The organism is Sphingomonas sp. TX0543 (assembly GCF_048565505.1).
Classification (GTDB): domain Bacteria; phylum Pseudomonadota; class Alphaproteobacteria; order Sphingomonadales; family Sphingomonadaceae; genus Sphingomonas.
This window is the reverse complement of the sequence record NZ_JBLZUS010000002.1, coordinates 1,067,502-1,091,512: the sequence shown is the minus strand read 5'-3', so window position 1 is coordinate 1,091,512 and position 24,011 is coordinate 1,067,502. Positions and strand designations below refer to the sequence as shown.

The 24,011-nt window shown below is 64.4% G+C and carries 35 protein-coding genes; 3 read left to right on the top strand and 32 right to left on the bottom strand.

Translation table 11 applies throughout. From position 1 onward, the window contains the following. Positions 1-2: 2 nt before the first annotated feature. The 27 genes from rpsE to ACM61V_RS05780 form a co-directional block, all read right to left on the bottom strand. On the bottom strand, positions 3-737 hold the full coding sequence (gene rpsE / locus ACM61V_RS05910) for a 30S ribosomal protein S5 (RefSeq protein WP_137786749.1): 735 nt from the start codon (positions 735-737) through the stop codon (positions 3-5). Positions 738-740: 3 nt separating this feature from the next. Next, positions 741-1,091, bottom strand: coding sequence for a 50S ribosomal protein L18 (gene rplR, locus ACM61V_RS05905; RefSeq protein ID WP_137786750.1), 351 nt, complete (start codon positions 1,089-1,091; stop codon positions 741-743). Then, complete coding sequence (gene rplF, locus ACM61V_RS05900) at positions 1,088-1,621, bottom strand: 50S ribosomal protein L6 (RefSeq protein WP_137786751.1); 534 nt, start codon at positions 1,619-1,621, stop codon at positions 1,088-1,090. Before rplF ends, rplR begins: the two co-directional genes overlap by 4 nt. Next, positions 1,621-2,016, bottom strand: a complete 396-nt coding sequence (gene rpsH, locus ACM61V_RS05895; protein ID WP_137786752.1) for a 30S ribosomal protein S8 — start codon at positions 2,014-2,016, stop codon at positions 1,621-1,623. Before rpsH ends, rplF begins: the two co-directional genes overlap by 1 nt. A gap of 12 nt (positions 2,017-2,028) precedes the next feature. Then, positions 2,029-2,334: a 30S ribosomal protein S14 gene (gene rpsN / locus ACM61V_RS05890; RefSeq protein ID WP_137786753.1), complete on the bottom strand. Its 306-nt coding sequence runs from the start codon at positions 2,332-2,334 to the stop codon at positions 2,029-2,031. A gap of 38 nt (positions 2,335-2,372) precedes the next feature. Continuing rightward, on the bottom strand, positions 2,373-2,957 hold the full coding sequence (gene rplE / locus ACM61V_RS05885; RefSeq protein WP_137786754.1) for a 50S ribosomal protein L5: 585 nt from the start codon (positions 2,955-2,957) through the stop codon (positions 2,373-2,375). Then, positions 2,950-3,267 (bottom strand): 50S ribosomal protein L24, encoded by a 318-nt coding sequence (gene rplX / locus ACM61V_RS05880; protein ID WP_419713881.1) that lies wholly within the window; start codon positions 3,265-3,267, stop codon positions 2,950-2,952. The genes rplE and rplX overlap by 8 nt, the downstream gene beginning before the upstream one ends. Beyond that, positions 3,267-3,635 (bottom strand): 50S ribosomal protein L14, encoded by a 369-nt coding sequence (gene rplN / locus ACM61V_RS05875; RefSeq protein WP_137786756.1) that lies wholly within the window; start codon positions 3,633-3,635, stop codon positions 3,267-3,269. Before rplN ends, rplX begins: the two co-directional genes overlap by 1 nt. A gap of 83 nt (positions 3,636-3,718) precedes the next feature. Continuing rightward, on the bottom strand, positions 3,719-4,003 hold the full coding sequence (gene rpsQ / locus ACM61V_RS05870; protein WP_137786757.1) for a 30S ribosomal protein S17: 285 nt from the start codon (positions 4,001-4,003) through the stop codon (positions 3,719-3,721). Positions 4,004-4,016: 13 nt separating this feature from the next. Then, positions 4,017-4,220: a 50S ribosomal protein L29 gene (gene rpmC / locus ACM61V_RS05865; protein ID WP_137786758.1), complete on the bottom strand. Its 204-nt coding sequence runs from the start codon at positions 4,218-4,220 to the stop codon at positions 4,017-4,019. 1 nt (position 4,221) lies between these two features. Continuing rightward, a complete protein-coding gene (rplP, locus tag ACM61V_RS05860; protein ID WP_137786759.1) occupies positions 4,222-4,656 on the bottom strand; it encodes a 50S ribosomal protein L16 in 435 nt (144 codons plus the stop codon). A gap of 12 nt (positions 4,657-4,668) precedes the next feature. Further along, positions 4,669-5,376 (bottom strand): 30S ribosomal protein S3, encoded by a 708-nt coding sequence (gene rpsC / locus ACM61V_RS05855; protein ID WP_137786760.1) that lies wholly within the window; start codon positions 5,374-5,376, stop codon positions 4,669-4,671. Beyond that, a complete protein-coding gene (rplV, locus tag ACM61V_RS05850) occupies positions 5,376-5,753 on the bottom strand; it encodes a 50S ribosomal protein L22 (protein ID WP_137786761.1) in 378 nt (125 codons plus the stop codon). The genes rpsC and rplV overlap by 1 nt, the downstream gene beginning before the upstream one ends. Next, positions 5,753-6,031 (bottom strand): 30S ribosomal protein S19, encoded by a 279-nt coding sequence (rpsS, locus tag ACM61V_RS05845; RefSeq protein WP_137786762.1) that lies wholly within the window; start codon positions 6,029-6,031, stop codon positions 5,753-5,755. Before rpsS ends, rplV begins: the two co-directional genes overlap by 1 nt. Continuing rightward, positions 6,031-6,864: a 50S ribosomal protein L2 gene (gene rplB, locus ACM61V_RS05840; RefSeq protein WP_137786763.1), complete on the bottom strand. Its 834-nt coding sequence runs from the start codon at positions 6,862-6,864 to the stop codon at positions 6,031-6,033. Before rplB ends, rpsS begins: the two co-directional genes overlap by 1 nt. After that, on the bottom strand, positions 6,864-7,184 hold the full coding sequence (locus ACM61V_RS05835) for a 50S ribosomal protein L23 (protein WP_137786764.1): 321 nt from the start codon (positions 7,182-7,184) through the stop codon (positions 6,864-6,866). Before ACM61V_RS05835 ends, rplB begins: the two co-directional genes overlap by 1 nt. Beyond that, a complete protein-coding gene (gene rplD, locus ACM61V_RS05830) occupies positions 7,177-7,794 on the bottom strand; it encodes a 50S ribosomal protein L4 (protein WP_137786765.1) in 618 nt (205 codons plus the stop codon). Before rplD ends, ACM61V_RS05835 begins: the two co-directional genes overlap by 8 nt. A 3-nt stretch (positions 7,795-7,797) precedes the next feature. Beyond that, complete coding sequence (rplC, locus tag ACM61V_RS05825; RefSeq protein ID WP_137786766.1) at positions 7,798-8,547, bottom strand: 50S ribosomal protein L3; 750 nt, start codon at positions 8,545-8,547, stop codon at positions 7,798-7,800. Between the two features lie 289 nt (positions 8,548-8,836). After that, complete coding sequence (rpsJ, locus tag ACM61V_RS05820) at positions 8,837-9,145, bottom strand: 30S ribosomal protein S10 (RefSeq protein WP_007406109.1); 309 nt, start codon at positions 9,143-9,145, stop codon at positions 8,837-8,839. 191 nt (positions 9,146-9,336) lie between these two features. Continuing rightward, positions 9,337-10,533: an elongation factor Tu gene (gene tuf, locus ACM61V_RS05815; protein WP_137786767.1), complete on the bottom strand. Its 1,197-nt coding sequence runs from the start codon at positions 10,531-10,533 to the stop codon at positions 9,337-9,339. A gap of 145 nt (positions 10,534-10,678) precedes the next feature. Beyond that, the gene (gene fusA / locus ACM61V_RS05810; RefSeq protein WP_137786768.1) at positions 10,679-12,772 is read right to left on the bottom strand and encodes an elongation factor G; all 2,094 of its coding nucleotides are present in this window, start codon (positions 12,770-12,772) and stop codon (positions 10,679-10,681) included. Between the two features lie 66 nt (positions 12,773-12,838). Beyond that, a complete protein-coding gene (rpsG, locus tag ACM61V_RS05805) occupies positions 12,839-13,309 on the bottom strand; it encodes a 30S ribosomal protein S7 (RefSeq protein ID WP_137786769.1) in 471 nt (156 codons plus the stop codon). A 105-nt stretch (positions 13,310-13,414) separates the two neighbouring features. Beyond that, positions 13,415-13,786: a 30S ribosomal protein S12 gene (gene rpsL / locus ACM61V_RS05800; RefSeq protein ID WP_022691828.1), complete on the bottom strand. Its 372-nt coding sequence runs from the start codon at positions 13,784-13,786 to the stop codon at positions 13,415-13,417. A 229-nt stretch (positions 13,787-14,015) separates the two neighbouring features. Further along, a complete protein-coding gene (locus ACM61V_RS05795) occupies positions 14,016-15,425 on the bottom strand; it encodes a hypothetical protein (protein WP_137786770.1) in 1,410 nt (469 codons plus the stop codon). Between the two features lies 1 nt (position 15,426). Next, on the bottom strand, positions 15,427-16,827 hold the full coding sequence (gene lpdA / locus ACM61V_RS05790) for a dihydrolipoyl dehydrogenase (RefSeq protein WP_137786771.1): 1,401 nt from the start codon (positions 16,825-16,827) through the stop codon (positions 15,427-15,429). Beyond that, complete coding sequence (locus ACM61V_RS05785) at positions 16,828-17,025, bottom strand: hypothetical protein (protein ID WP_137786772.1); 198 nt, start codon at positions 17,023-17,025, stop codon at positions 16,828-16,830. It abuts the gene before it with no gap. A 13-nt stretch (positions 17,026-17,038) separates the two neighbouring features. Beyond that, positions 17,039-18,316, bottom strand: coding sequence for a pyruvate dehydrogenase complex dihydrolipoamide acetyltransferase (locus ACM61V_RS05780; RefSeq protein ID WP_137786773.1), 1,278 nt, complete (start codon positions 18,314-18,316; stop codon positions 17,039-17,041). Between the two features lie 105 nt (positions 18,317-18,421). On the opposite strand from ACM61V_RS05780, the gene ACM61V_RS05775 reads away from it, so the two are divergent. After that, complete coding sequence (locus ACM61V_RS05775; RefSeq protein ID WP_137786774.1) at positions 18,422-18,874, top strand: universal stress protein; 453 nt, start codon at positions 18,422-18,424, stop codon at positions 18,872-18,874. 23 nt (positions 18,875-18,897) lie between these two features. Here the strand turns inward: ACM61V_RS05775 and ACM61V_RS05770 are convergent, their stop codons facing one another. Further along, complete coding sequence (locus ACM61V_RS05770; RefSeq protein ID WP_137786775.1) at positions 18,898-19,692, bottom strand: hypothetical protein; 795 nt, start codon at positions 19,690-19,692, stop codon at positions 18,898-18,900. Positions 19,693-19,837: 145 nt separating this feature from the next. Between ACM61V_RS05770 and ACM61V_RS05765 the strand changes: the two genes are divergently transcribed. Both ACM61V_RS05765 and ACM61V_RS05760 read left to right on the top strand, forming a co-directional pair. Then, complete coding sequence (locus tag ACM61V_RS05765) at positions 19,838-21,139, top strand: M20/M25/M40 family metallo-hydrolase (RefSeq protein WP_137786776.1); 1,302 nt, start codon at positions 19,838-19,840, stop codon at positions 21,137-21,139. Between the two features lie 118 nt (positions 21,140-21,257). Beyond that, positions 21,258-21,590, top strand: coding sequence for a hypothetical protein (locus ACM61V_RS05760; RefSeq protein ID WP_419713880.1), 333 nt, complete (start codon positions 21,258-21,260; stop codon positions 21,588-21,590). 36 nt (positions 21,591-21,626) lie between these two features. Here ACM61V_RS05760 and ACM61V_RS05755 read toward each other — a convergent pair whose 3' ends face one another. The 4 genes from ACM61V_RS05755 to ACM61V_RS05740 form a co-directional block, all read right to left on the bottom strand. Next, positions 21,627-22,340 carry an RcnB family protein gene (locus tag ACM61V_RS05755; RefSeq protein WP_137786778.1) on the bottom strand — a complete coding sequence of 238 codons (714 nt, stop codon included), beginning with the start codon at positions 22,338-22,340 and terminating at the stop codon, positions 21,627-21,629. Between the two features lie 104 nt (positions 22,341-22,444). Continuing rightward, positions 22,445-22,930 (bottom strand): GAF domain-containing protein, encoded by a 486-nt coding sequence (locus tag ACM61V_RS05750; protein WP_137786779.1) that lies wholly within the window; start codon positions 22,928-22,930, stop codon positions 22,445-22,447. A gap of 26 nt (positions 22,931-22,956) precedes the next feature. Then, positions 22,957-23,355: an alternative ribosome rescue aminoacyl-tRNA hydrolase ArfB gene (arfB, locus tag ACM61V_RS05745; protein WP_137786780.1), complete on the bottom strand. Its 399-nt coding sequence runs from the start codon at positions 23,353-23,355 to the stop codon at positions 22,957-22,959. Continuing rightward, on the bottom strand, positions 23,339-23,998 hold the full coding sequence (locus ACM61V_RS05740; RefSeq protein ID WP_137786781.1) for an RluA family pseudouridine synthase: 660 nt from the start codon (positions 23,996-23,998) through the stop codon (positions 23,339-23,341). The genes arfB and ACM61V_RS05740 overlap by 17 nt, the downstream gene beginning before the upstream one ends. Positions 23,999-24,011 lie beyond the last annotated feature (13 nt).

Below are 24,011 nucleotides of genomic sequence, written 5' to 3'. Positions count from 1 at the left end.
GGTTACTCCGTGACGGCCGCGGCTTCGGCAGCGGCGGTCTGCGCATCAGCGCCATGCCCGCGACCGAGCAGGTCGGCGATCTTCTTGCCACGGCGCTGCGCGACCGACTTCGGCGAAGTCTGGCTGCCCAATGCCTCGAACGTGGCGCGGATCATGTTGTAGGGGTTTGACGTACCGATCGACTTGGTCACCACGTCGTGGACGCCCAGGCTCTCGAACACGGCGCGCATCGGGCCGCCCGCGATGATCCCGGTGCCCTGCGGCGCCGAACGGACGGTGACACGACCGGCACCGAAATGACCGTTGCCGTCATGGTGCAGCGTGCGGCCTTCCTTGAGCGCGACACGAACCATGTGCTTCTTGGCCGAGGCGGTCGCCTTCGAGATCGCCTCAGGCACCTCGCGGGCCTTGCCATGGCCGAAGCCGACACGGCCCTTGCCATCACCCACGACAACCAGCGCCGCGAAGCCGAAGCGCTTGCCGCCCTTCACCGTCTTGGACACGCGGTTGATATGGACGAGCTTCTCGATCAGCTCCTCGCCACCATCCTCGTTGTTGTTCCGCCGATCGTCGCGACGACCACGGTTGCCGTCACGGCCGCCACGGCCGCGATCGCCACCGCCACCGCCGCGGCCGCCACGCGCTCCACGGCCGCGCGGGGCCTCGCTGGCGCCACCGGACGCCGCTTCAGGAGCGGTCGCGGTCGCCTGAACCTCGGTGTTGTTCTCGTCAGCCATGTCTTAGAACTCCAGTCCGGCTTCGCGCGCGGCTTCCGCCAGCGCCTTCACCCGGCCGTGAAACAGGAAGCCGCCACGGTCGAATACGACCTGCGTAACGCCTGCGGCCTTCGCCGCCTCGGCAACGCGCTTGCCCACTTCGGTCGCGGCCGCGACGGTCGCGGTCTTGCCCTCGTGGCCGGCGAGCGTCGAGGCCGACGCGAGCGTGCGGCCCGCCTCGTCGTCGATCACCTGGGCATAGATGTGCTTGCCCGAACGATGCACCGAAAGGCGCGGACGAACGCCGGCGCGTGCGCGCAGCGCCGTGCGATTGCGGCGACGCCGCTTCTCGAAAAGCGAAAGGCCCTTGGTCACTTCTTCTTCCCTTCCTTACGGAAGATGTACTCGCCGTCGTACTTGATGCCCTTGCCCTTGTACGGCTCGGGCTTACGCCAGCGGCGGATCTCTGCGGCGAGCTGGCCAACCTTCTGCTTGTCGGCACCCGAAATCTCGACCGTCGTGTTATCCGGGGTCTTGACCTCAAGACCTTCCGGCACGTCGATGTCGACATCGTGGCTGTAGCCGAGCTGCAGCTTCAGCTTCCGGCCCTGCGCGTTGGCACGATAGCCGACGCCGGTGATGAGCAGCTTCTTGGTGAACCCATCGGTGACGCCCGTGACGAGGTTCTGCACCAGGGTACGCTGCATGCCCCAGAAGGCGCGCGCGCGCTTGGTGTCGTTCGCCGGCTGCACCGAGATGCCGTCCGCCTGAACGTCGTAGGTCACGTCGTCGGCGAGCGCGAGCGAAAGGGTGCCCTTGGGGCCCTTCACGCTCAGCGTGCCGTCAGCGATGTTAGCGGTCACGCCCGAAGGGATCGCGACCGGCTTCTTGCCGATGCGGCTCATCAGAACACCTCCGCCAGCACTTCGCCACCGACATTCTGCTCGCGCGCTTCCGCGTCGGAGAGAACGCCGCGCGGCGTCGATACGATCGTGATGCCCAGGCCGTTCATCACACGCGGCAGGTCGTTCGACCCGCTATAGATGCGGCGGCCCGGCTTCGAGACGCGCGCGACGTGCTTGATCGCCGGCTGGCCCTCGAAATACTTGAGTTCGATACGGACGCCCTTGGCGGGCCCCATGTCTTCCTCGCTGTAGCCACGGATATAGCCTTCGCGCTGAAGCACGTCGAGCACGCGGACGCGCAGCTTCGACGCCGGCGAAAGGACACTGTCCTTGCGCGCGCGCTGGCCGTTGCGGATGCGGGTGAGCAGGTCACCCAGGGGATCGGTCACTGCCATTGTTCGTGATCCTTACCAGCTCGACTTCGTGACGCCGGGAATAAGGCCCTTGTTGGCCAATTCACGCAGCTGCACGCGGCAGAGACGGAACTTACGATAATATGCGCGCGGGCGGCCGGTGATCTCGCAGCGGTTACGCACCCGGGTCGGGTTAGAATTGCGCGGCAGTTCGGCCATCTTCAGGCGCGCGATGAGACGCTCGGTCTCATCGAGCGACTTGTCGTTCGCCTTCGCCTTCAGCGCTGCAAGCTTGCCGGCATATTGCTTCACCAGCTTCTTGCGGCGCTCGTTCTTGTTAACGGAACTCAGTTTCGCCATGGACTTAAGCTCTCTCGTTCAAAAATTACGCGGGGCGCTCACGCGGCCTGCTTTTCTTCGATCTGGACATCCTGCGGGAACGGGAAGCCGAACAGGCGAAGCAGCTCGCGCGCCTCGTCGTCGGTCTTCGCGGTCGTCGCGACGATGATGTCCATGCCACGCACCTTGTCGATGCGGTCATAGTTGATTTCCGGGAATACGAGCTGCTCCTTCAGACCGCAGGCGTAATTGCCGCGGCCGTCGAAGCTCTTCGGGTTCAGCCCGCGGAAGTCGCGAACGCGCGGCAGCGCGATCGTGACGAAGCGATCGAGGAATTCGTACATGCGCTCGCGACGCAGCGTGACCTTAACGCCGATCGGCATGCCCTCGCGCAGCTTGAACTGCGCGATCGACTTCTTCGCCTTGGTGATCACCGGCTTCTGGCCCGCGATCAGCTCCATCTCCGAAGCGGCCTGTTCGACGCGCTTCTTGTCCTGGGTCGCCTCGCCGACGCCCATGTTGATGACGATCTTGTCGATCCGCGGAACTTCAAGCGCGTTCTTGTAGCCGAACTTCTCGGTCATCGCCTTCGCGATGGTGTCGTCATACAGCTTGCGCAGACGCGGGGTGTACGCATCAGCCATCGATCTTCTCCCCGGACTTCACGGCCACGCGGACCTTCTTGCCGTCCTTCACCTCGAAACGGACGCGCGTCGGCTTGCCGTCGGCGGTTACGTGCGCCACCTTCGAGATGTGCAGCGGCGCTTCCGTGCGCTCCAGGCCGCCCTGCGGGTTGGTCTGGCTCGGCTTGCGGTGACGGGTGGCGACGTTGACGCCTTCGACAACGACCTTGCCGTCCTTTGGCATCGCGAGGGTTACGGTGCCGGTCTTGCCCTTGTCCTTGCCGGACAGGACGATCACGCGATCACCCTTCTTGATCTTCGCGGCGGCCATTACAGCACCTCCGGCGCAAGGCTGATGATCTTCATGTGCTTCTTGGCACGCAGTTCGCGCACCACCGGGCCGAAGATACGGGTGCCGATCGGCTCCTCGTTCTTGTTGACCAGCACGGCCGCATTCGAATCGAAACGGATGGTCGAGCCGTCCGCGCGATGAATGTCCTTCGCGGTGCGAACGATGACGGCGCGATGCACGTCACCCTTCTTCACCTTGCCACGCGGCTGTGCTTCCTTGATCGACACCACGATGATGTCGCCCACGCTGGCCGTGCGGCGCTTAGAGCCGCCCAGCACCTTGATGCACTGCACCCGCTTCGCGCCGCTGTTGTCAGCGACGTCGAGATTGGATTGCATCTGGATCATCGATCCGCTTCCTTCTCGGTTATGGCACTGGATACCGACCCAGCGCCGCCTTCAAATCCAAACCCCATCAAGAGGCGAACGGTTTACGCCGCGACGTCGCCATCGACATCGACCTGAGCCGGCGTCGCGCGGGCATTGACCCGATCGACCACCTTCCAGGTCTTCAGCCTGGAGATCGGCGCGGTCTCTTCGATCCGCACGGTCTCGCCAGTCTTGAACTCGTTCGCCTCGTCATGGGCGTGATACTTCTTCGAGCGGCGAATGATCTTGCCGTAGAGCGGGTGCTTGACCTTGCGCTCCACGTTCACGACCACCGTCTTTTCGCCCTTGTCCGAGACGATCACCCCGGTCAGCACGCGCTTCGGCATGTCTCTCGTCCTCTTACTTGGCCGCTGCGGCGACGCGAGCCGCCTGCAGGGTCTTGATACGGGCGATGTCCTTGCGGACCTCGCGCACGCGGCTGGGCTTCTCGAGCTGATTGGTCGCCGCCTGGAAGCGCAGGTTGAACTGCTCGCGCTTCAGGTTGCCCAGCGCTTCGCCGAGCTGGTCGTCGGTCTGCCCGATGAAATCAGTCTTCTTTGCCATCTCATTCGCCTCCGAGGTGCGACGTGTCGCCGAGGCGCGCCACGACCTTGGTCTTGATCGGGAGCTTCATCGCCGCGCGTTCAAACGCCTCGGCGGCGAGCGCGCCCGGTACACCATCCAGCTCGAACAGGATGCGGCCCGGCTTCACCCGCGCCGCCCAGAATTCGGGCGAACCCTTGCCCGAGCCCATGCGGACTTCGGCGGGCTTTGACGAAACCGGCACATCCGGGAAGATGCGGATCCACAAACGCCCCTGGCGCTTGATGTGACGCGTGATCGCGCGGCGGGCCGCCTCGATCTGACGCGCGGTGATCCGCTCCGGCTCGAGCGCCTTGAGGCCATAGGCCCCGAAGTTCAGCGCGGTGCCGCCCTTGGCGTCGCCGTGGATACGGCCCTTGAACGCCTTGCGGAATTTGGTGCGCTTTGGTTGCAGCACGTTCTTTACTCCTTAGCGGCGGTCATCGCGCGCGGGGCGCACGCCGGAGGTCTGAGCCTCCATCATCAGCCGGTCGGTGGCCATCGGATCATGGCCGAGGATCTCGCCCTTGAAGATCCACACCTTGACGCCGCACACCCCATAAGCGGTATGGGCCTCGGCCTCGGCATAATCCATATTCGCGCGCAGCGTATGCAGCGGCACGCGACCCTCGCGATAGCTTTCCGAACGCGCGATCTCGGCGCCGCCGAGACGGCCGCCGCACTGCACGCGGATGCCGTCCGCACCCAGGCGCATCGCGGACTGCACCGCGCGCTTCATCGCACGGCGGAACGCGATACGGCGCTCGAGCTGGTCGGCGATGCCCTGCGCAACGAGCTTGGCATCCACTTCCGGCTTGCGGATCTCGACGATGTTCAGACTGACATCGGATGAAGTCATCGCACCCAGGGTGCGACGGAGCTTCTCGATGTCCGAGCCCTTCTTGCCGATAATGACGCCGGGGCGCGCAGCATAGATCGAGATGCGGCACAGCTTGGCCGGACGCTCGATCACCACCTTCGAAATCGCGGCCTGCGGCAGCGCCTTCATGATGTACTTGCGGATCTTTAGATCCTCAAGCAGCAGGCGGCCATAGTCCGCGCCTTCGGCGTACCAGCGGCTGTCCCACGTGCGGTTGATCTGCAGGCGCAGACCGATCGGGTTGCTCTTGTGACCCATTACGCTTCTTCCTGCTCGCGCACGACGATCCGCAGCCGCGAGAACGGCTTGAGAATACGGGTGGACTTGCCGCGGCCGCGCGTGGCGAACCGCTTCATGGTGATCGACTTGCCAACCGATGCCTCGGATACGACGAGCGCGTCGACATCGAGGTTGTGGTTGTTCTCGGCATTGGCGATCGCGGATGCAAGCACCTTGCGCGCGTCGACCGCCATCGCCTTCTTGGAGAAGGCGAGGATGTTCATCGCGTCACCGACCTTGCGGCCACGGATCAGGCCCGCGACGAGGTTCAGCTTCTGGGCCGAGCCACGGATCTGCGTGCCGACCGAGAGCGCTTCCTTCTCGCCGACCTTGCGGGGGGATGCAGGCTTGCTCATCAGCGCTTGCCCTTCTTGTCAGCCGCGTGACCAGGAAAATACCGGGTCGGTGCGAACTCGCCGAGCTTCATGCCGACCATGTCCTCGTTGACCGAGACCGGCACGAACTTGCGGCCGTTGTAAACGTTGAACGTAAGCCCGACGAACGTCGGCAGGATCGTCGAACGACGCGACCAGGTCTTGATCGGGCCGGCACGGGTGCCGGCGTCCTGTGCGGTTTCTGCCTTCTTGAGCAGATGCAGGTCCACGAACGGACCCTTCCAGACGGAGCGCGCCATTACTTCTTCCTCGCGTGACGGCTGCGGATGATCATCTTGTCAGTCGCCTTGTTGTGGCGCGTGCGGGCGCCCTTCGTCGGCTTGCCCCACGGGGTGACCGGGTGACGGCCGCCCGAGGTGCGGCCTTCGCCGCCGCCGTGCGGGTGATCGACCGGGTTTTTCGCGACACCGCGGGTAAGCGGGCGCTTGCCCATCCAGCGGCTACGACCGGCCTTGCCGAAATTCTGGTTCTGGTTGTCGGGGTTCGAAACCGCGCCCACCGTCGCCATGCAATCGCTGCGGATATAGCGCTGCTCGCCGGAGTTCAGACGAACGATCACCATGCCCTTGTCGCGGCCGACGACCTGCACATAGGTGCCGGCCGACCGCGCGATCTGACCGCCCTTGCCCGGCTTCATCTCCACATTGTGGACGATGGTGCCGACGGGCATCTGGCCCAGCTCCATGGCATTGCCCGGCTTCACGTCGGTCTTCCTGCCGGCAACGACCTTGTCGCCGACGCCGAGGCGCTGCGGCGCGATGATGTAAGCCACCTCGCCGTCCGCATACTTCACCAATGCGATGAAGGCCGTACGGTTCGGGTCATACTCGAGCCGCTCGACAGTGCCGTCGACGTCCCACTTGCGGCGCTTGAAATCGATCAGACGATAGCGCTGCTTGTGGCCGCCCGCGATACCGCGCGAGGTGACATGACCCTTGTTGTTGCGGCCGCCAGACTTGGTCTTGCCCTCGGTGAGAGCCTTGACCGGACGCCCCTTGTAGAGCGCCGAGCGATCAACCAGGATCAGGCCACGAACGCCCGGGCTGGTCGGATTATAATGCTTGAGTGCCATTACGCCTTGGCCCCCTCGGTCACGTCGATCGACTGCCCATCCTTGAGCGTGACGATCGCCTTCTTCATGTCGGACCGCTGATAGGGAGCACCCTTCCAGCGCTTGGTCTTGCCCTTCTGGACGATCGTGTTCACGCCCACGACGCTGACGTCGAAGATCGCTTCCACAGCCGCCTTGATCTCCGGCTTGGAGGCGTCTCGCGCCACCTTGAACACGACCGCGTTCTGCTCGGAGAGAAGGGTGGACTTCTCGGTGATGTGCGGCGCGACGATCACGTCATAATGACGGTTGTCGATCGCCTTGGTCGGCTTCTTAGCCATTGAAGCGCGCCTCCAGCTTCTCGACCGCAGCGCGGGTGATAACCAGCGTGTCGGCCTTGATGATGTCATAGACGTTGGCGCCGACGGCCGGGAGCAAGTCCACGCCCGGCAGATTGCGCGCCGAACGGAAGCCCTCGCCAGCATCGCCGTCGATAACGAGCGTCCGCTTGCCGACGCCGAGCGTCTCGAAATGCCCCTTGAGCTCCTTAGTCTTGCTGACCTGGAAAGCATCGAGGACGATCAGCGAACCGGCCTTTGCGTGGCTCGAAAGAGCCATCTTCAGGCCCAGCGCGCGGATCTTCTTGTTCAGCGACGGATTGAAGTCGCGGACGCGAGCGCCGTGCGCCTTGCCGCCGCCGATGAACACCGGGGCGCGGCGATCACCGTGACGGGCGACACCGCCGCCCTTCTGGCGACCGAGCTTCTTGCCCGACCGCGCGACGTCCGCACGCTCGCGGGTGCCGCGCGCGGTGCCACGACGCTTCTCGAGCTGCCAGGTGACGACACGATGCAGAATGTCGGCACGCGGATCGACGCCGAAAACCTCGTCCGAAAGCTCAACGTCCGCGGCATTCGCCTTGGCGTCGAAGGAGGATACCTTGATCTTCACTTATCAGCCCTCCTGGCCGTCGGTCGCTTCGGGCGCGACCGAGGTCTCGGCCGGCGTATCCGCAGCGGTGTTGCTGTTGGCGGCCTTCAGGCCGGCTGGCAGCGGGGCATCGGCATGACGCGGCTCTTTCACCGCGTCCTTGACGAAGAGCCAGCCGCCCTTCGAACCGGGCACCGAACCCTTGACGAAGATCAGGCCGCGCTCCGCATCGGTGCCGACGATCTCGAGATTCTGCTGGGTGCGGTTCTTGTCACCCATGTGGCCCGCCATCTTCTTGTTCTTGAAGACGCGGCCCGGATCCTGGCGGTTACCCGTCGAACCGTGGGAGCGGTGAGACACTGACACGCCGTGCGTAGCGCGCAGACCGCCGAAGTTCCAGCGCTTCATGGCGCCCGCAAAGCCCTTGCCCTGCGTGCGGCCCTGGATATCGACGTACTGGCCCGTGACGAAGTGATCGGCAGAAAGCTCCGCGCCGACGTCGAGGAGGTTATCCTCGGTCACGCGGAATTCGTGCACGATCGCCTTCGGCTCCACCTCGGCCTTGCCGAAATGGCCGCGTTGCGGCTTGGCGACATTCTTGGCCTTGGCGCTGCCTGCGCCAAGCTGGACGGCGGTATAACCGTCCCGATTTTTTTCGCGACGGGCGACGACCTGAAGCGCCTCGATCTGCAGGACGGTAACCGGCACGTGGCGGCCGTCGTCCTGGAACAGGCGGGTCATCCCCATTTTCTTCGCGATCACGCCAGTACGCATGATCTACACACTCCTTACAGAGGCACCCGCGGGCCCATCCCACAGGTGCTTGTGATCGCCTCCAGGAGAGGCAATCGATACAACCCGGATATACGAAACGTGCCCCCGTCCCGGGCTGGCGCCTTCCGGAGGAAAGCATGACGGGAGACGCTGTCCCGGAGGGCGAGCCCGCCGGCGGTATCTCTTGTCTGTCAGTCGCCCCGCATCGGCGGGGTTTCCAAACACGTTACCGGAAATCCGGGAACGACAAACCCGCGGGACTCGGTGTCCACCGCGGGGAGGCCGGCCATTACGCCAGCTTGATCTCTACGTCAACGCCCGCTGCGAGATCGAGCTTCATCAGCGCGTCGACCGTCTGCGGAGTGGGCTGCACGATGTCGAGCATGCGCTTGTAGGTGCGCACCTCGAATTGCTCGCGGCTCTTCTTGTCGATGTGGGGACCACGGTTGACCGTGAACTTCTCGATGCGGGTGGGGAGCGGGATCGGACCGCGGATAAGCGCGCCGGTACGTCGGGCGGTGTCGGCGATGTCGCCGGTCGCCTGATCGAGCACGCGATGATCGAACGCCTTCAGGCGGATGCGGATGTTGCTGTCCATATTCCCTACCGATGCGAAAGAGCGGGGCGACTCAACCGTGCCTCCATCCCTGAGGGGATGACGAATCGGCGGCCACCTCTTGCTGTTTTCAACCCAAACCGAAGGCGCGGCTCATATCCACGCCCTCACAAAAAGGCAACCGCCCGACTCACCTTATTGGCGAGCCGGGCGGCTGTTTCGCGATAAATCGCTTACTTGTCGATCGCGCTGACCACGCCGGCGCCGACGGTACGGCCACCTTCGCGGATCGTGAAGCGCTGGCCGACGTCCATGGCGATCGGCGCGATGAGCTTGATGCCCAGCGCGACATTGTCGCCCGGCATCACCATCTCGGTGCCCTCAGGCAGCTCGACGGTGCCGGTCACGTCCGTGGTACGGAAGTAGAACTGCGGACGATAGTTGGCGAAGAACGGCGTGTGACGGCCACCTTCGTCCTTCGACAGCACATACACTTCCGACTTGAAGTCCGTGTGCGGCTTGATCGAGCCGGGCTTGCAGAGCACCTGGCCGCGCTCGACCTCGTCGCGCGCAACGCCGCGGATAAGCGCGCCGACGTTGTCGCCCGCCTGGCCCTGATCGAGCAGCTTGCGGAACATCTCGACGCCGGTGACGGTGGTCTTGCGGACCTCAGGGTGGATGCCGACGATCTCGACTTCCTCACCGACCTTCACGATGCCCGTTTCGACGCGGCCGGTGACGACCGTGCCACGACCCGAAATCGAGAACACGTCCTCGATCGGCATCATGAACGGCTTGTCGAGCGGACGCTCCGGCTGCGGGATATAATCGTCAACCGACTGCATCAGCTCGAGCACGGCATCCTTGCCGAGCTTGTCGTTCGAGCCGCTGAGCGCGCAGGTCGCCGAGCCCTTGATGATCGGAATGTCGTCGCCCGGGAATTCATACGAGCTCAGCAGCTCGCGAACTTCCAGCTCGACCAGCTCGAGGATTTCCTCGTCGTCGACCAGATCGACCTTGTTCATAAACACGACCATCGCCGGAACGCCGACCTGACGGGCAAGCAGGATGTGCTCGCGGGTCTGCGGCATCGGGCCGTCGGTGGCGGACACGACGAGGATCGCGCCGTCCATCTGCGCCGCACCGGTGATCATGTTCTTCACATAATCGGCGTGGCCGGGGCAATCGACGTGCGCATAGTGACGCTTTTCGGTCTCATACTCGACGTGCGCGGTCGAGATCGTGATGCCGCGCTCGCGCTCTTCCGGTGCCTTGTCGATGTTCGCGAAATCGACCGCCGCGTTGCCGGCGACGTTATCCGCCAGCACCTTGGTGATCGCAGCAGTCAGCGAGGTCTTGCCATGGTCGACGTGACCGATGGTGCCGATGTTCAGGTGCGGCTTGGTCCGCTCAAACTTAGCCTTAGCCATTGATTCCCTACCTTCTGGATTTCCGTGTGAGCCGCACGAGGACTCGCCGTGAAGGCGGCCCCATAGCGACTGTTTTCACCCTTTGCCAGCCCCTCCCCGGCCCGGTGCCGCACGCGACGTCCGGAACATGGGGACAGGCCAGGCCTTACGCCAGCTTTGCCTTCACTTCGTCGGCGACGTTCTGCGGCACTTCGTCGTAATGCGAGAACTGCATCGAATAGCTCGCGCGGCCCTGCGTGAAGGACCGAAGCTGATTCACGTAACCGAACATGTTCGCCAGCGGGACCATCGCGGTCACTGCCTGGGCATTGCCGCGCGTGTCCGTGCCCTGGATCTGGCCGCGCCGGCTGTTCATGTCGCCGATCACGTCGCCGAGATAATCCTCCGGCGTCACGACCTCAACCTTCATCACCGGCTCAAGGAGGGTGATGCCGGCCTTCTGAGCCGCTTCACGCATCGCCCCACGCGCGCAGATTTCAAACGCGAGCGCCGACGAGTCGACATCGTGATAGGCACCGTCCGTCAGATGCACCTCAAAGTCGATGATCGGGAAGCCGATCAGCGAACCTGTCTCGGCCGTCTCGCGGAAGCCCTTCTCGACCGACGGGATGTATTCCCGCGGAATGTTACCGCCCTTAACCTCGTCGAAGAACTGATAGCCCGAGCCACGCTCGCCCGGGATCACCGTCACCTTCACACGGCCGAACTGGCCCGAGCCGCCCGACTGCTTCTTGTGCGTGTAGTCGATATCGACCTTCTTCTTGAGATATTCGCGATACGCCACCTGCGGCGCGCCGACGTTAGCCTCGACCTTGAACTCGCGCTTCATGCGATCGACGAGAATTTCGAGGTGAAGTTCGCCCATCCCCTTGATGATCGTCTGGCCCGATTCGTGATCGGTCGAAACGCGGAACGAGGGATCCTCGGCGGCCAGGCGGTTGAGCGCGATGCCCATCTTCTCCTGGTCAGCCTTGGTCTTCGGCTCAACCGACAGCTCGATCACCGGCTCGGGGAACTCCATCCGCTCAAGAATGATCGGATGCGCAGGATCGCACAGCGTATCACCTGTCGTCGTTTCCTTGAGGCCCGCGATCGCGACGATGTCGCCCGCGCGTGCCTCATCGATGTCCTCACGCGAGTTCGCGTGCATGAGGAGCATGCGTCCGATCTTTTCCTTCTTGTCCTTCACCGAATTCAGGTAGCCGCCCTTTGTGAGGACGCCCGAATAAATGCGCGCGAAGGTGAGCGAGCCGACGAACGGATCGTTCATGATCTTGAACGCCAGCGCCGAGAACGGAGCCTCGTCCGACGACGGGCGCTCGTCCGGCGTTTCGCCGTCGAGCTTGACGCCCTTGATCGCGGGCACGTCCAGCGGGCTTGGCAGAAAGTCCACCACGGCATCGAGCAGCGGCTGCACGCCTTTGTTCTTGAACGCCGAGCCGCACACAACCGGCACGAACGACATGTTCAGCGTGCCCTTGCGGATCAGCTTCTTCAGCGTGGCGGCGTCGGGCTCGTTGCCCTCCAGATACGCCTCCATCGCGTCATCGTCCTGCTCGACGGCCAACTCGATCAGGTCGTTGCGATACTTCGCCGCCTTCTCGACCATGTCGTCAGGAATCGGCTGATATTCGAATTTCGCGCCAAGCGATTCTTCGAGCCAGATGATCGCGCGATTTTCGACCAGATCGACGAGGCCCTTGAAGCCGCCTTCCATGCCGATCGGGAGATAAAGGACTGCCGGCTTCGCGCCCAGGCGATCGATGATCGACTGCACGCAGAAATAGAAATCAGCGCCAGTGCGGTCGAGCTTGTTCACGAAGCACATCCGCGGCACACCATACTTGTCGGCCTGACGCCACACCGTTTCCGACTGCGGCTCAACGCCGGCAACGCCGTCAAAACACGCGACCGCACCGTCGAGGACGCGCAGCGAACGCTCCACCTCGATGGTGAAATCGACGTGGCCGGGCGTGTCGATGATGTTGATGAGATGCTCGGGGCCGTTGCCCTCCTCGGCCTTCCACTTGCACGTCGTCGCAGCGGACGTGATCGTGATCCCGCGCTCCTGCTCCTGCTCCATCCAGTCCATCGTCGCGGTGCCCTCATGCACTTCGCCGATTTTATAGGACTTGCCGGTGTAATAGAGGATGCGCTCGGTCGTCGTCGTCTTGCCGGCGTCGATGTGCGCCATGATGCCGATATTGCGATAACGGTCGAGCGAATGGCTGCGGGCCATGATCGTAGGTTCCTTGAGCATGCGGGAAGCCGGCCGATCCGGCTCCCCGCGATATAGGGTTTGTTCTTACCAGCGGTAGTGGCTGAAAGCGCGGTTCGCCTCGGCCATACGATGGGTATCTTCGCGCTTCTTGACCGCGTTGCCGCGATTGTTCGAAGCGTCGAGCAGTTCGCCGGAAAGACGCGCCGCCATCGTATTCTCGCTGCGGCCGCGCGCGGCGGAGATCAGCCAGCGGATCGCCAGCGCCTGCGCACGCTCGGGACGAACCTCGACCGGCACCTGATAGGTCGCACCGCCGACGCGGCGGCTGCGGACTTCGATGCCCGGCTTGATGTTGGCGAGCGCTTCATGGAACACGCCGAGCGGATCCTTCTTCGCGCGGGTCTCCACGGTTTCGAGCGCACCGTAAACGATGCCTTCGGCGACGGACTTCTTGCCGTCCAGCATCACCGAATTCATGAACTTCGACAGAACCTCATCACCAAATTTGGGATCAGGCAGGATTTCCCGCTTCTCGGGACGACGACGACGCGCCATTTGGAATTCCTTTTTAGATCAACCGAGCCGTTTCAGGCCCGAAATCCTGGCCACGCATTTCCTGGCGCCAGAATATATCCGCGCGGACGCTCCGCGCCCGCTGGCTTACTTCGGCCGCTTCGCACCGTACTTGGAGCGCGACTGCTTGCGATCCTTGACGCCCTGCGTATCGAGCACGCCGCGCAGCACATGATAGCGCACGCCCGGAAGGTCGCGCACACGGCCGCCGCGAATCAGCACCACCGAGTGCTCCTGCAGGTTGTGCCCCTCGCCCGGAATGTAGCTGATCACTTCGCGCTGGTTGGTCAGGCGGACCTTTGCAACCTTGCGCAATGCCGAGTTCGGCTTCTTCGGGGTCGTGGTGTAAACGCGGGTGCAAACGCCGCGCTTCTGCGGATTCTGTTCCATCGCAGGGACCTTGCTCTTGGCCTTCTGCGGATCGCGGCCCTTGCGGACCAACTGGTTGATCGTCGGCATTGAAGCCTTCACCTTTCAATCGGTTACTTTGCTGGAGCCTTCACAAGCTTACGGAATACGAAAAGGACCATGGGGCGGTCGCGCGCGACCTTCCCGGCCCTTCAAGCATCCAGCAATGTTCAAGCGTGTCTGAAGGGCATAAAACCCCACGAACGGGCGCGCCTATACGCGCGCTGCGCATCCTGGTCAATGCCGGGCAGGGGCCGCAGCTCGGACAAGGGACTCGTTTTCATCCCAGCATCTCGAGATACGTCTGCGGTGGCGGCGGCAAAACCAGCCGCGCCGCGATCGCCGGCACGCAGGCTGTGAGCACCAGGGCCGCACCGAGCCCCAGGCGGCGGCGGTTGAACGCCGGCCAGCCGACGACGACGCCGATCGCCGCCGCTATCATCATCCACAGATGATAGCGCAGGTCGGACGCGATGCTTACCACCGCGAAGCTCGCCTCGCCCGCAAGCGCGGAAACGAACAGCGCCCGCGCAACCTGCGCGGCGCGGGTCTGCGCCCCGGTAAGCGCTAGCAGTCCCGCAAGCGCCAGCGCTGTCCAGGCGAACGGCCATCCCAGCGGCGTTTCCACGAGATAGCCGCCAAGCCGCTGCCAGCCCCGCGCCGTAGCCCCCGGCGACTCGAGTCCGAGATCGTTGCGCTCGCTCGCCACTGTCGGCGCTGCACCCGGCCATCGATACGGCACCAGCCAGCGCTCGGTGGAATTGAGATGCGTCATGCGATGGCCGGCGTAGGCGACCGGATGGGCGAGAATCGCCCTTAGCCAAAGCCCGTTCAGCCGCGCGACCGGCATCCTCGCCAGTTCCGCGATGTCCCTCCCGCACGGCCCGGATTCGGCAAGCGGATCCCAGAAAAACGGCTTCGAACACCCGCGAGCGCGAATATCGGCGACCGCCGGCGGCGCAAGGCCGGTCAGCGCGTCCGGAACGCGAGCGGCGATGGCAGCGATATCGAAGATCGGCTGCGTGCGGGTAACACCGCTATCGCGCGCGCCGAGCAATTGATGATTGACGAGCGGCGAGAGAAGAAGCGTCGCCGCGACCCCGCCGACCACTGCCCCCAGACGCCAGCGCCAGCCGAGCGGCAGCAGCATCGCGACCAGCGGCACGACGGCGAAAGCCGCATTGGCGCGAACCAGCACCGCATAAAGCAACAGTATCGCAGCGGCTGTCCACTCCAGCGCGCGGAGCGTTCGCCCGTCGAGCCGGGCGGCGGCGATGATGCCGGTCGCCGCGAGCAGCGCGCCGGTCATCTGCGCATCTTTCAGCACCACCACCTGCCAGCCGAGAAAGGGCGGGAGGATCGCGATGACGCCGAGCAGCAGCGACGCGCGTAAACGTCCCGCACGCGCCAGCGCCAGCGCCAGCAACGCGAAACCGAGCCAATAACAACCGACCTGTGCGACGAACAGCGGTGCCTGCCCGCCTCCAAGCGGCGCCATCACCTGCCACAGCCGCGCCATCGCCGGTGGATGCCAGTCGTCGAATGTGCCCGACAGCACCTGCCGATATTGCACCAGCGTGTCGTACATCGCGAAGCCGGGAGCGAAGACGACGAGCGTCAGCATCCAGCCCGCAAGCATCCCCCCGCCGACCGCCCGGATCGCGCGGCCGTGAAGGGATCTGTCGGGCATATCAGATATGCAGCGCCCGGCCGTAGGCGGCCAGCACGCTTTCGTGCATCATCTCGGACAAGGTGGGATGCGGGAAAACCGTTTCGGTCAATTCCGCTTCGGTCGTCTCCAGCGTCTTGCCGATCGTATAGCCCTGGATCAGCTCGGTCACCTCGGCGCCGATCATGTGCGCGCCAAGCAGTTCGCCGGTCTTGGCGTCGAACACGGTCTTGATGAAACCCTCGGGCTCGCCCAGCGCGATCGCCTTGCCATTGCCGATGAACGGAAAGTTGCCGACCTTCAGCTCGTATCCCGCTTCCTTCGCCTTCGCCTCGGTCAGGCCGACGCTGGCGATCTGCGGATGGCAATAAGTGCAGGCGGGGATATTGAGCGGGTCCATCGCGTGTGGATGCTTGCCCGCCATCGCCTCGACAGCGATCACGCCCTCGTGACTTGCCTTGTGCGCTAGCCACGGCGGCGCGGTAATATCGCCGATCGCCCATAGCCCGTCGATATTGGTGCGGCACGACGCGTCGGTCTTGAGAAAGCCGCGCTCGTCCATCGCGACGCCCAGTTCCTTCAGCCCGATATTCTCAGTGTTGGGCACGATGCCCACCGCGACGATGACATGGCTGAACTCGGCGACCGATTCCTTACCCGCTTTGTCCTTCAGCGTCGCCTTTACACCATTGGCGCCCGCGTCGATCCTGCTCACGCCTGCGCCAGTCATGATCGTCATACCCTGCTTCTTGAGCGCCTTCTCAAGGAAGCTGGAAACGTCCGCATCCTCGACCGGCACGATCCGGTCGAGCATCTCCACCACGGTCACTTCCGCGCCGAGATCGTTGTAGAAGCTTGCGAACTCGATCCCGATCGCGCCCGATCCGATCACCAGCAGCTTTTTCGGCATATCCGCGGGCGTCATCGCGTGGCGATAGGTCCAGATACGTTTGCCGTCCGCCTTGGCGAAGGGCAGGTCGCGCGCCCGCGCGCCGGTGGCGAGGATGACGTTCTTCGCGGCCAGCTCGGTCTTCTTGCCATCCTTGTCCGTGACGATCAGCCTGCCTTTCCCGGCCAGCTTCCCCTCGCCCATGTGAACGGCGATCTTGTTTTTCTTCATCAGGTGGGTCACGCCCTGATTGAGTTGCCTCGCCACCCCGCGCGAGCGCTTCACCACCGCATCGAGATCGGCGGAAATCTTCTCGGCGACCAGCCCATAGTCCTTCGCATGCCGCATCTGGTGAAACACCTCGGCAGAGCGCAGCAGCGCCTTGGTGGGGATGCAGCCCCAGTTGAGGCAGATGCCGCCGAGCAGTTCCCGCTCTACGATCGCTGTCTTCAGCCCGAGCTGTGCCGCGCGGATCGCCGCGACATAGCCGCCCGGACCGGAGCCGAGGACGACAAGGTCATAAGTATCAGCCATTCATTCTTCTCGCATACCGCCTTCGCGCAACCACGCGCGGCGGATTTCATAAAGGCTCATCGCGATGACGGCGGCCATTGTGGCGAAGCCGACCGGCCAGATCGTCGCCGCGCCCTGTGGATAGGACCACGCGCCCGCCCAGAAGATCAGCGCGGTCAGGCCCAGCGCGGCCAACAGCCAAAGCAATTCCAGGATCATCGCCCGCCTCATTTCAGGCAAGCATCCCGAGCGGGTTCTCGACCAGCGTCTTGAAAGCCTGCATCAGCTCGGCCCCATCGGCGCCATCGATGGCACGATGGTCGAAGCTTCCCGTCGCCGACATCACAGTGGCGATGCCAAGCGCGTCGTCAATCACATAAGGACGTTTCTCGCCTGCGCCGACCGCCAGGATCATGCCCTGCGGCGGATTGATGACCGCCTCGAACTGCTTGATCCCGTACATCCCCATGTTGCTGAGCGAGGCAGTGCCGCCGGTGAACTCCTCCGGCTTCAGCTTCTTTTCCCGCGCGCGCGACGCGAGATCCTTCATCCGTGTCGAGATCGAGGATAGCGATGCGGTGTCGGCCTCGGTGATAACCGGGGTGATGAGCCCTTCCGGTGTCGAGACCGCAACCGAGATGTCCGCGCGGTGAAAGCTTACGAGCTGATCCGGCGTGAACATCACGTTGCACTTCGGCACCTGCACCAGTGCGACCGCCAGCGCCTTTATCATCAGATCGTTGACCGACAGCTTCACGCCGCGCTTTTCAAGGCTGGCGTTCAATTCGCTGCGCAACGCGAGCAGCTTATCGAGGCGGACGTCCACCGTGAGGTAGATGTGCGGCACCTGCTGCTTCGATTCGGTCAGGCGGCGCGCGATCGTCTTGCGCATGTTGCTGAGCTTGGTGGTGTCGTGCGGAATATCCGGCACCTGCGACGGGGCGGCAGAGGGCGGCGCGGCGGCAGCGACACCGGCGGCCGCGGCAGCCACACCAGGCTTCGCATCCTCGACATCCGACTTCACGATCCGGCCGTTCGGGCCGGAACCGGCGACACCCGAAAGATCGACGCCCTTCTGCTGCGCGATCCGTCGCGCCAGCGGACTGGCCTTTACGCGATCGCCATCATCGCGCGGCGGAGCCACCGGCCTGGCAGGCGCTGGCGCTGCCGACGCAGCTTTCGCAGGCTCCGCTTTTGCGCGCCCCGGCTCCTCCTTCCTGGGAGCAGCCGCTTCCTTCTTCGGCGCGGGCTTGGGCGTGGAAACCTCGCCATCGGCCGAAAGCAACATGATAACCTCGCCGACCTTCACGCCGTCCGTTCCCTCGCCGACGACGATCTTCTCGACTGTCCCCTCATCGACCGCCTCGAATTCCATCGTCGCCTTGTCGGTTTCGATCTCGGCCATCAGATCGCCGGCCTTCACCGTGTCGCCCTCCTTCACCAGCCATTTGGCAAGCGTGCCCTCCTCCATCGTCGGTGAGAGCGCGGGCATCTTGATCTCGATCGGCATTCAATTCCCCGGGGAGCGGTGGGCTGTATCGTCCGTCTCTCGCGCCGCACCCTTGCGCGGTCAAGCCCACAGGCAGATAACCGAGCGCATTGGGGGGCATTGCAAATGCGCATTTATCTGACCGTGATCGACGATACGCCGGAGGCGGAGATCGCGTTGCGCTTCGCCGCGCGCCGTGCGGTCAAGACCGGCGGCGGCGTGGAGATCCTGGCGTTGGTGCCGAAGCAGGAGTTCATCGCCTTCGGTGGCGTGCAGGCGACGATCGAGGAGGAAGCGCGGCTTCACGCCGAGGGTCTGGTGGCCAAGGCAGCCGGCACGCTGATCGAGGAATCTGGCCTGCGCCCTTCGATAACCGTTCGGCAAGGCGACGGCCCGAAAATCATCGGCGAGATGATCGCCGCGAATCCCGGCATTGCGGCGCTGGTGCTCGGCGCCGCCAGCAGCGGCGCGCCTGGCCCGCTCGTGGCGCATTTTGCCGGCAACCTCGGGGCTTTGCCTGTCCCGCTGATGATTATCCCAGGCACCCTCGATCGCGAAGCGATCGACCGGCTGAGCTGACCGCCCCGCCGGTCGCGCCCTGTTTACTGCTTGCGGATCAGGAAACTGCCCTTCGATCCGTCACGCGGATCCGTCCACGCGCCTTCCATCGTGGTGCCGTCGGCGTTCAACGTATAAGTCGCCACTTGCACAACCTTGCCCTGCCGCATGTCGGTGAGTTTCAGCACATTGGGGGCGGGTTGCTCTGCCCGCGTCACCGTTTTCCCCGGATCGCCGACATTAGGCACATAATCGCCGCCGATTTTGGCATCGAGCGTTTCGCCGACGCCGGTCACGAGATGCAGCCGGTCGCCATCCAGCTTGATCGTCATGGTGATGGCGTTGTCGCTGATCGCAGTCGCCATATTATCCTGCTTCCACGCCCCGGAAACCGCATGCGCGCCTGATACTGGCGCACCGACGCGGGCCAGCGACGTGGTCATGTCCACCTTGCTGCCGGTGGCATTATTGGTGTTGGTGGCTTTGTTGGTGAGCGTATTGCCATCGGCGGATACTGTCTGCTCATTCTCCGCGATCAGCTTTCCACCCTTCCGGAACTTGTAGCTGACGGTTTTCGGATCGACGACCTTCACCGCGATCTCATCCCAATAGGGCCTGTCCTTTACCGCATGGAAGGCACCGTCGGCCTTCACCGAATAAGGCGGCAGACATGTCTTGCAGTCATAGACGCCGTTGCGCACGGAAAATTCTTCCGGCTTCGCCTCCATCTTGGTGGAGGTTGGATCACCCTTCCAGGTGCCGTCGAACGGGCTGGCGGCGTTGGCGGGGGTTGCAAGCATCATGGCGCTGACGAGCAGCGCGGCGGAAATCCTGTTCATGCAAAGCGGTTCCCTGTGCAAATTGGAGACAAACGCTGACACGCGACCGCTATTTTGTTGCGTTTGCTATACTTTCCTTTCGGGTGAGTCAAAGATGAAACGGTCGGCTCTTGCGTCCGCAAACCTGGCGCGCCACGCTTGCGCGATGCGTTTCCCTTGTCTCCTCGCCGCCCTCGGCATCGTCATCGTCACCCCAGCCTCCGCCCGTGACGCTCCCGCACCCCAGCAGCTGCGCGGCACGGTGGACAAGCTCGTTTCCTTCGGCACGCGTCATTCGCTCTCCTCCTCCAGCGATTCGAAGCGCGGCATCGGCGCGGCGCGCAACTGGGTGGCAGGCGAATTCGCGGCACTGTCGCGTAAATGCGGCGGCTGCATCACGGTAGAGCGGCTGTCGCGCCGGTTCACCGGCCCGCGCGCGCCGGATGGCGTGATGATCGAGGATGTGCTCGGTATCCAGAAAGGCAGCGACCCCAACCGCTATGTCATCGTCGGCGGCCATATCGACAGCCGCGTGTCCGATGTGATGAACGCCACCGCCGACGCCCCCGGCGCGAACGACGATGCCTCTGGCGTGGCGCTGGTGCTGGAGGCCGCGCGCATCCTTTCCAGGGAGAAGTTCGCCGCCAACATTGTCTACGTGGCCTTCTCCGGTGAGGAGCAGGGGCTGTGGGGCGCGACGCTGCTCGCAGAAACCGCCAAGGCGCGGGGCTGGCAGATCGACGCGATGCTCAACAACGATATCGTCGGCAACTCGATCGGGCAGGACGGCGTGAAGGTTGCGGATCACGTCCGCGTATTTTCGGAAGGCATACGGTCGAGTGAAACGCTTGCCGAGCAGATCGAACGTCGCGCGATCGGCGGCGAGGATGACGGTCCAAGCCGCGCGCTGGCCAAGGCGATCCAGCGCATCGCCAGCGACATGCCGGGCGGCTTCGCGGCATTCGTCGATCGACGGCCGGACCGCTTCGGACGCGGCGGCGATCATGAGCCGTTCCTGCGAGAGGGCTACCCCGCCGTGCGCTTCACCGTCGGCGCGGAGAATTGGGACCGGCAGCATCAGGATCTGCGCACCGAAAACGGCCGCGTGTACGGCGATACGGTCGACGGCATGGACTTTGATTATCTCGCGAAGGTTACCGCGATCAATGTCGCGACACTGGCGCAACTGGCAGCGGCGCCCGCCGCACCGGGGGGCGTCACGCTCGCCGGCGCACTCGGTCGCGACACGACGGTCAAATGGTCGCCATCGCCCGGTGCGCGTGGCTACCGCGTCCACTGGCGCCGCGCCGATCAGCAGGACTGGACCAATACCCGGGACCTGACCGGCGCAACATCGATCGTCCTTAAGGATGTACCGGTGGACGACAATTTCGTCGGCGTTTCAGCCATCGGCGCCGATGGTTCAGAAAGCGTGATTACCTTCGGCGGGCGTTCGACAGCGAAATAGAGCGAAATGAAATGCGCCTGCTCCTGTCGATTGTCTGACTCTTCGTTTCAATCCTCGTTCATCAAACGTGCGCCATAGAGCGCAAACGGGAGTGAATGCCTCGACGGAAGGAATTCACATGAAGTCGTTACGTATTGCGATGATCGGCTGCTCGCTGGCAGCCGTAATCGGGCTAAGTCCGGCAGCCTCGGCGGAAACCCGCTGGGCACGGCATCATCCGCGGCAGCACGAAGTGCTGCGTCGCGAACATCACCAGATCGCGCGGATAAATCGCGAGCGGCGCGAGGGTGAAATCACTGGTGCACAGGCGCGCGCCGATCGCTCCGCAGATCGCGCGATCGCGCGTCAGGACCACGCCGATGCGCGCGCCAACGGCGGCTATATCACCAAGGCGCAACAGCGCCAGCTTAACGCCGAAGAGAACGCGCAGAGCCGTACGATCGGCAAGTGACGGAAGCGCGCCGCGTCTGGCTCAGGCGCGGCGCGTCTATCGCCGATGTCGCTTGCGGCGGTGGAGCGGCCGCTTCGCAGGCGTACGGGTATAGGTCACCACCTGGTCTGACACCCCCACCTTTGGGGCGCTCTGTATCGTTACGGTGGTGACGGTTGGGGCGGGGTAGTAATAGCCGTCGGCGTAATAGCCGGGGGTGGGGCCCACGGTGCTCGTCGTGACCACGGTGGCGCCGTTTGGCGCGCGCGTCACGACCGGCGGCGGGAGCGGCTGTGCGGGCGGGGGCATATCGTGACGCCCCCAGTTTACGCCACCGACCGAATCGAAGACGCGGCCGTAAGTGTCGATCAACACCGCATCGTCATAATAGCGCGACCAACGATAGCCGTAAGGCGGCTCCGGCAGGCCACGTCCGGCCCAATCGGCGACATACCAGTCCGGCGCGACCCAATAAGGCGGAAGCTTGCGTCCTCGTACCGGACGGCGATAGGCGGCCCAGCCGCCCGGTGCGCGCGCGCCGCCTGACCAGCGCTCGCCGCCGCCATCGCGCCACCGCGCGCCACCCGGCGCCGGCGCGACGACCGGCGGCGCCACGACGGGCGGCGGCGGCGCGGTGCGCGAGACGGGCGGCGCATCCTGCCATGTCACGCCCGGCGCACCCGTGGGCGCCACGTCCACGCGTTGCGCATTCGCCGGCCCACAGGCCCCAAACAGCGCCAGGGCGGCGGCAGGCGCGATCAGCGTGCGCATGATTATTCTCCCTGTTCTCCGGGATCTGACCGCCCGGCAATCCAATGCGGTCTGTTACCACCGCGCCAGGGGAGTCTCCAGCGCGAGGGCTGTCCCGAAACGGATCAGGCGAGACGCCCGGCGATCAGCGCGACCAGCGCCTCGCATCCGGCGGCATCATCCGCATCGAAGCGCCCCGCGTTCGGACTGTCGAGATCGAGCACCCCGATCAGGCGACCATCTGCCGCCAAGATCGGAATGACCAGTTCGGACGCGCTCGTCGCGTCGCAGGCGATGTGACCGGGAAAGGCATGGACATCGGCGACAAGCTGGGTTCGCCGCGTTTCGGCAGCCGCGCCGCAGACGCCCCTGCCCACCGCGATGCGGATGCACGCGGGCTTGCCCTGAAACGGCCCGAGCACCAGCTCGCCGTCCACCATACGATAGAAACCCGCCCAGTTCAGATCGGGCAGATACTGCCACAGCAGCGCAGCGGCATTGGCCATATTGGCGATGGCATCCGGCTCATCGCTGGTAAGCGCATCAAGTGCTGCGGCGAGTTCGCGATAAAGCTCCGCCTTGGATCCGGCGGCGATGTCGAATTGATACATTCACCCGATCTAGGACGCCTTAGCGATTAGTCCAGCCGCACCTTGCCGCGCGCGGCCTTGATCGTGCCGCGTCCCTTCTTTTCGTCCACCCGTCGAGCCTTGGCGGCGCGGCTCGGCTTGGTCTTGACGCGGCGCGCCTCACGCTCCTCCGCGCGGGCGAGCAATTCCGCGAGCCGCTCGCGCGCGTCCGCGCGGTTCGCCTCCTGCGTACGATAGCGCCGCGCGGTGAGCATCAACACGCCAGCCGCGCTCAGCCGAGAACCGGCAAGCACCTTCAGCCGCCGGAACGTCTCCGGGTGCAATCCGAGCCGATAGACATCGACCCGAAGCTGGCAGGCCGTGGCGACCTTGTTGACATTCTGGCCGCCTGGCCCGGTCGCGGCGAGGAAGCGTTCCTCGAGCGCCTCGTCAGGCACCCGGATCATCGAAACCGACCTTGGCGAAGCGCTCTGGCCAGGGCGCGGTCGCGATCACATCCGCCTTGCCCGCGCGCGGCACGATCAATTCGGCCGCATGGAGCATCATTCCGGCGGGATGCGCCGCGCCATAGGTGGGATCGCCGGTGACGGCATGGCCCAGCCCTTCGAGCGCATGAACACGAATCTGATGGGTCCGCCCGGTCGCCGGGCGAAACTCGATCAGCGCGCGGCCATGCTGCACATCAAGCAGGCGCCACGCGGTGCGGGCACTTTTACCCTTCGGATCGCCGGTCATCCGCCAGCCCTGTTCGCGCGTCGATACCTTGCCAAGCGAGAGATCGATCTCACCCGCCTCCCCCTCCGGTACGCCATCGAGCACCGCGATATAGCGCTTGGCCACCATGCCCGCCTCGAACGCCTGCTGGAGCCGCGCATGCGCCTTGGGATTGCGCGACAGCAGCAGGCAGCCGCTGGTGTCACGATCGAGCCGGTGCACCGCGTGTGGCCATCGGCGAAATCCGAACGTCAGGTTCGCGAGGTGATTCTCCAGGCTGATCGCGCCATCGCGCGGCCGGTCGACCGGCAGGCCGGCGGGCTTGTCGATCACCAACGCCTCGCCGTCGAGGAAGAGCACACGGTCGCCAAGCATGACACGCCCCTTG

Coding starts and splice junctions, on each gene's coding strand:
- ACM61V_RS05835 (WP_137786764.1), bottom strand. CDS start 7,184: ATGGCTAAGAAGCCGACCAAGGCGATCGACAACCGTCATTATGACGTG.
- rpsE (WP_137786749.1), bottom strand. CDS start 737: ATGGCTGACGAGAACAACACCGAGGTTCAGGCGACCGCGACCGCTCCT.
- rpsH (WP_137786752.1), bottom strand. CDS start 2,016: ATGGCAGTGACCGATCCCCTGGGTGACCTGCTCACCCGCATCCGCAAC.
- rpsJ (WP_007406109.1), bottom strand. CDS start 9,145: ATGGACAGCAACATCCGCATCCGCCTGAAGGCGTTCGATCATCGCGTG.
- ACM61V_RS05785 (WP_137786772.1), bottom strand. CDS start 17,025: ATGATCCTGGAATTGCTTTGGCTGTTGGCCGCGCTGGGCCTGACCGCG.
- ACM61V_RS05760 (WP_419713880.1), top strand. CDS start 21,258: ATGAAGTCGTTACGTATTGCGATGATCGGCTGCTCGCTGGCAGCCGTA.
- rplV (WP_137786761.1), bottom strand. CDS start 5,753: ATGAGCAAGCCTGCATCCCCCCGCAAGGTCGGCGAGAAGGAAGCGCTC.
- ACM61V_RS05775 (WP_137786774.1), top strand. CDS start 18,422: ATGCGCATTTATCTGACCGTGATCGACGATACGCCGGAGGCGGAGATC.
- rplN (WP_137786756.1), bottom strand. CDS start 3,635: ATGATCCAGATGCAATCCAATCTCGACGTCGCTGACAACAGCGGCGCG.
- rpsS (WP_137786762.1), bottom strand. CDS start 6,031: ATGGCGCGCTCCGTCTGGAAGGGTCCGTTCGTGGACCTGCATCTGCTC.
- ACM61V_RS05750 (WP_137786779.1), bottom strand. CDS start 22,930: ATGTATCAATTCGACATCGCCGCCGGATCCAAGGCGGAGCTTTATCGC.
- rpsC (WP_137786760.1), bottom strand. CDS start 5,376: ATGGGTCACAAGAGCAACCCGATCGGTCTGCGCCTGCAGATCAACCGC.
- rplE (WP_137786754.1), bottom strand. CDS start 2,957: ATGGCTGATGCGTACACCCCGCGTCTGCGCAAGCTGTATGACGACACC.
- ACM61V_RS05755 (WP_137786778.1), bottom strand. CDS start 22,340: ATGCGCACGCTGATCGCGCCTGCCGCCGCCCTGGCGCTGTTTGGGGCC.
- fusA (WP_137786768.1), bottom strand. CDS start 12,772: ATGGCCCGCAGCCATTCGCTCGACCGTTATCGCAATATCGGCATCATG.
- rplC (WP_137786766.1), bottom strand. CDS start 8,547: ATGCGTACTGGCGTGATCGCGAAGAAAATGGGGATGACCCGCCTGTTC.
- tuf (WP_137786767.1), bottom strand. CDS start 10,533: ATGGCTAAGGCTAAGTTTGAGCGGACCAAGCCGCACCTGAACATCGGC.
- rpsG (WP_137786769.1), bottom strand. CDS start 13,309: ATGGCGCGTCGTCGTCGTCCCGAGAAGCGGGAAATCCTGCCTGATCCC.
- rpmC (WP_137786758.1), bottom strand. CDS start 4,220: ATGGCAAAGAAGACTGATTTCATCGGGCAGACCGACGACCAGCTCGGC.
- rpsL (WP_022691828.1), bottom strand. CDS start 13,786: ATGCCGACGATCAACCAGTTGGTCCGCAAGGGCCGCGATCCGCAGAAG.
- ACM61V_RS05795 (WP_137786770.1), bottom strand. CDS start 15,425: ATGCCCGACAGATCCCTTCACGGCCGCGCGATCCGGGCGGTCGGCGGG.
- rplB (WP_137786763.1), bottom strand. CDS start 6,864: ATGGCACTCAAGCATTATAATCCGACCAGCCCGGGCGTTCGTGGCCTG.
- ACM61V_RS05770 (WP_137786775.1), bottom strand. CDS start 19,692: ATGAACAGGATTTCCGCCGCGCTGCTCGTCAGCGCCATGATGCTTGCA.
- ACM61V_RS05765 (WP_137786776.1), top strand. CDS start 19,838: ATGCGTTTCCCTTGTCTCCTCGCCGCCCTCGGCATCGTCATCGTCACC.
- rplX (WP_419713881.1), bottom strand. CDS start 3,267: ATGGCCGCCGCGAAGATCAAGAAGGGTGATCGCGTGATCGTCCTGTCC.
- rpsQ (WP_137786757.1), bottom strand. CDS start 4,003: ATGCCGAAGCGCGTGCTGACCGGGGTGATCGTCTCGGACAAGGGCGAA.
- ACM61V_RS05740 (WP_137786781.1), bottom strand. CDS start 23,998: ATGCTTGGCGACCGTGTGCTCTTCCTCGACGGCGAGGCGTTGGTGATC.
- rplF (WP_137786751.1), bottom strand. CDS start 1,621: ATGAGCCGCATCGGCAAGAAGCCGGTCGCGATCCCTTCGGGCGTGACC.
- lpdA (WP_137786771.1), bottom strand. CDS start 16,827: ATGGCTGATACTTATGACCTTGTCGTCCTCGGCTCCGGTCCGGGCGGC.
- arfB (WP_137786780.1), bottom strand. CDS start 23,355: ATGATCCGGGTGCCTGACGAGGCGCTCGAGGAACGCTTCCTCGCCGCG.
- rpsN (WP_137786753.1), bottom strand. CDS start 2,334: ATGGCGAAACTGAGTTCCGTTAACAAGAACGAGCGCCGCAAGAAGCTG.
- ACM61V_RS05780 (WP_137786773.1), bottom strand. CDS start 18,316: ATGCCGATCGAGATCAAGATGCCCGCGCTCTCACCGACGATGGAGGAG.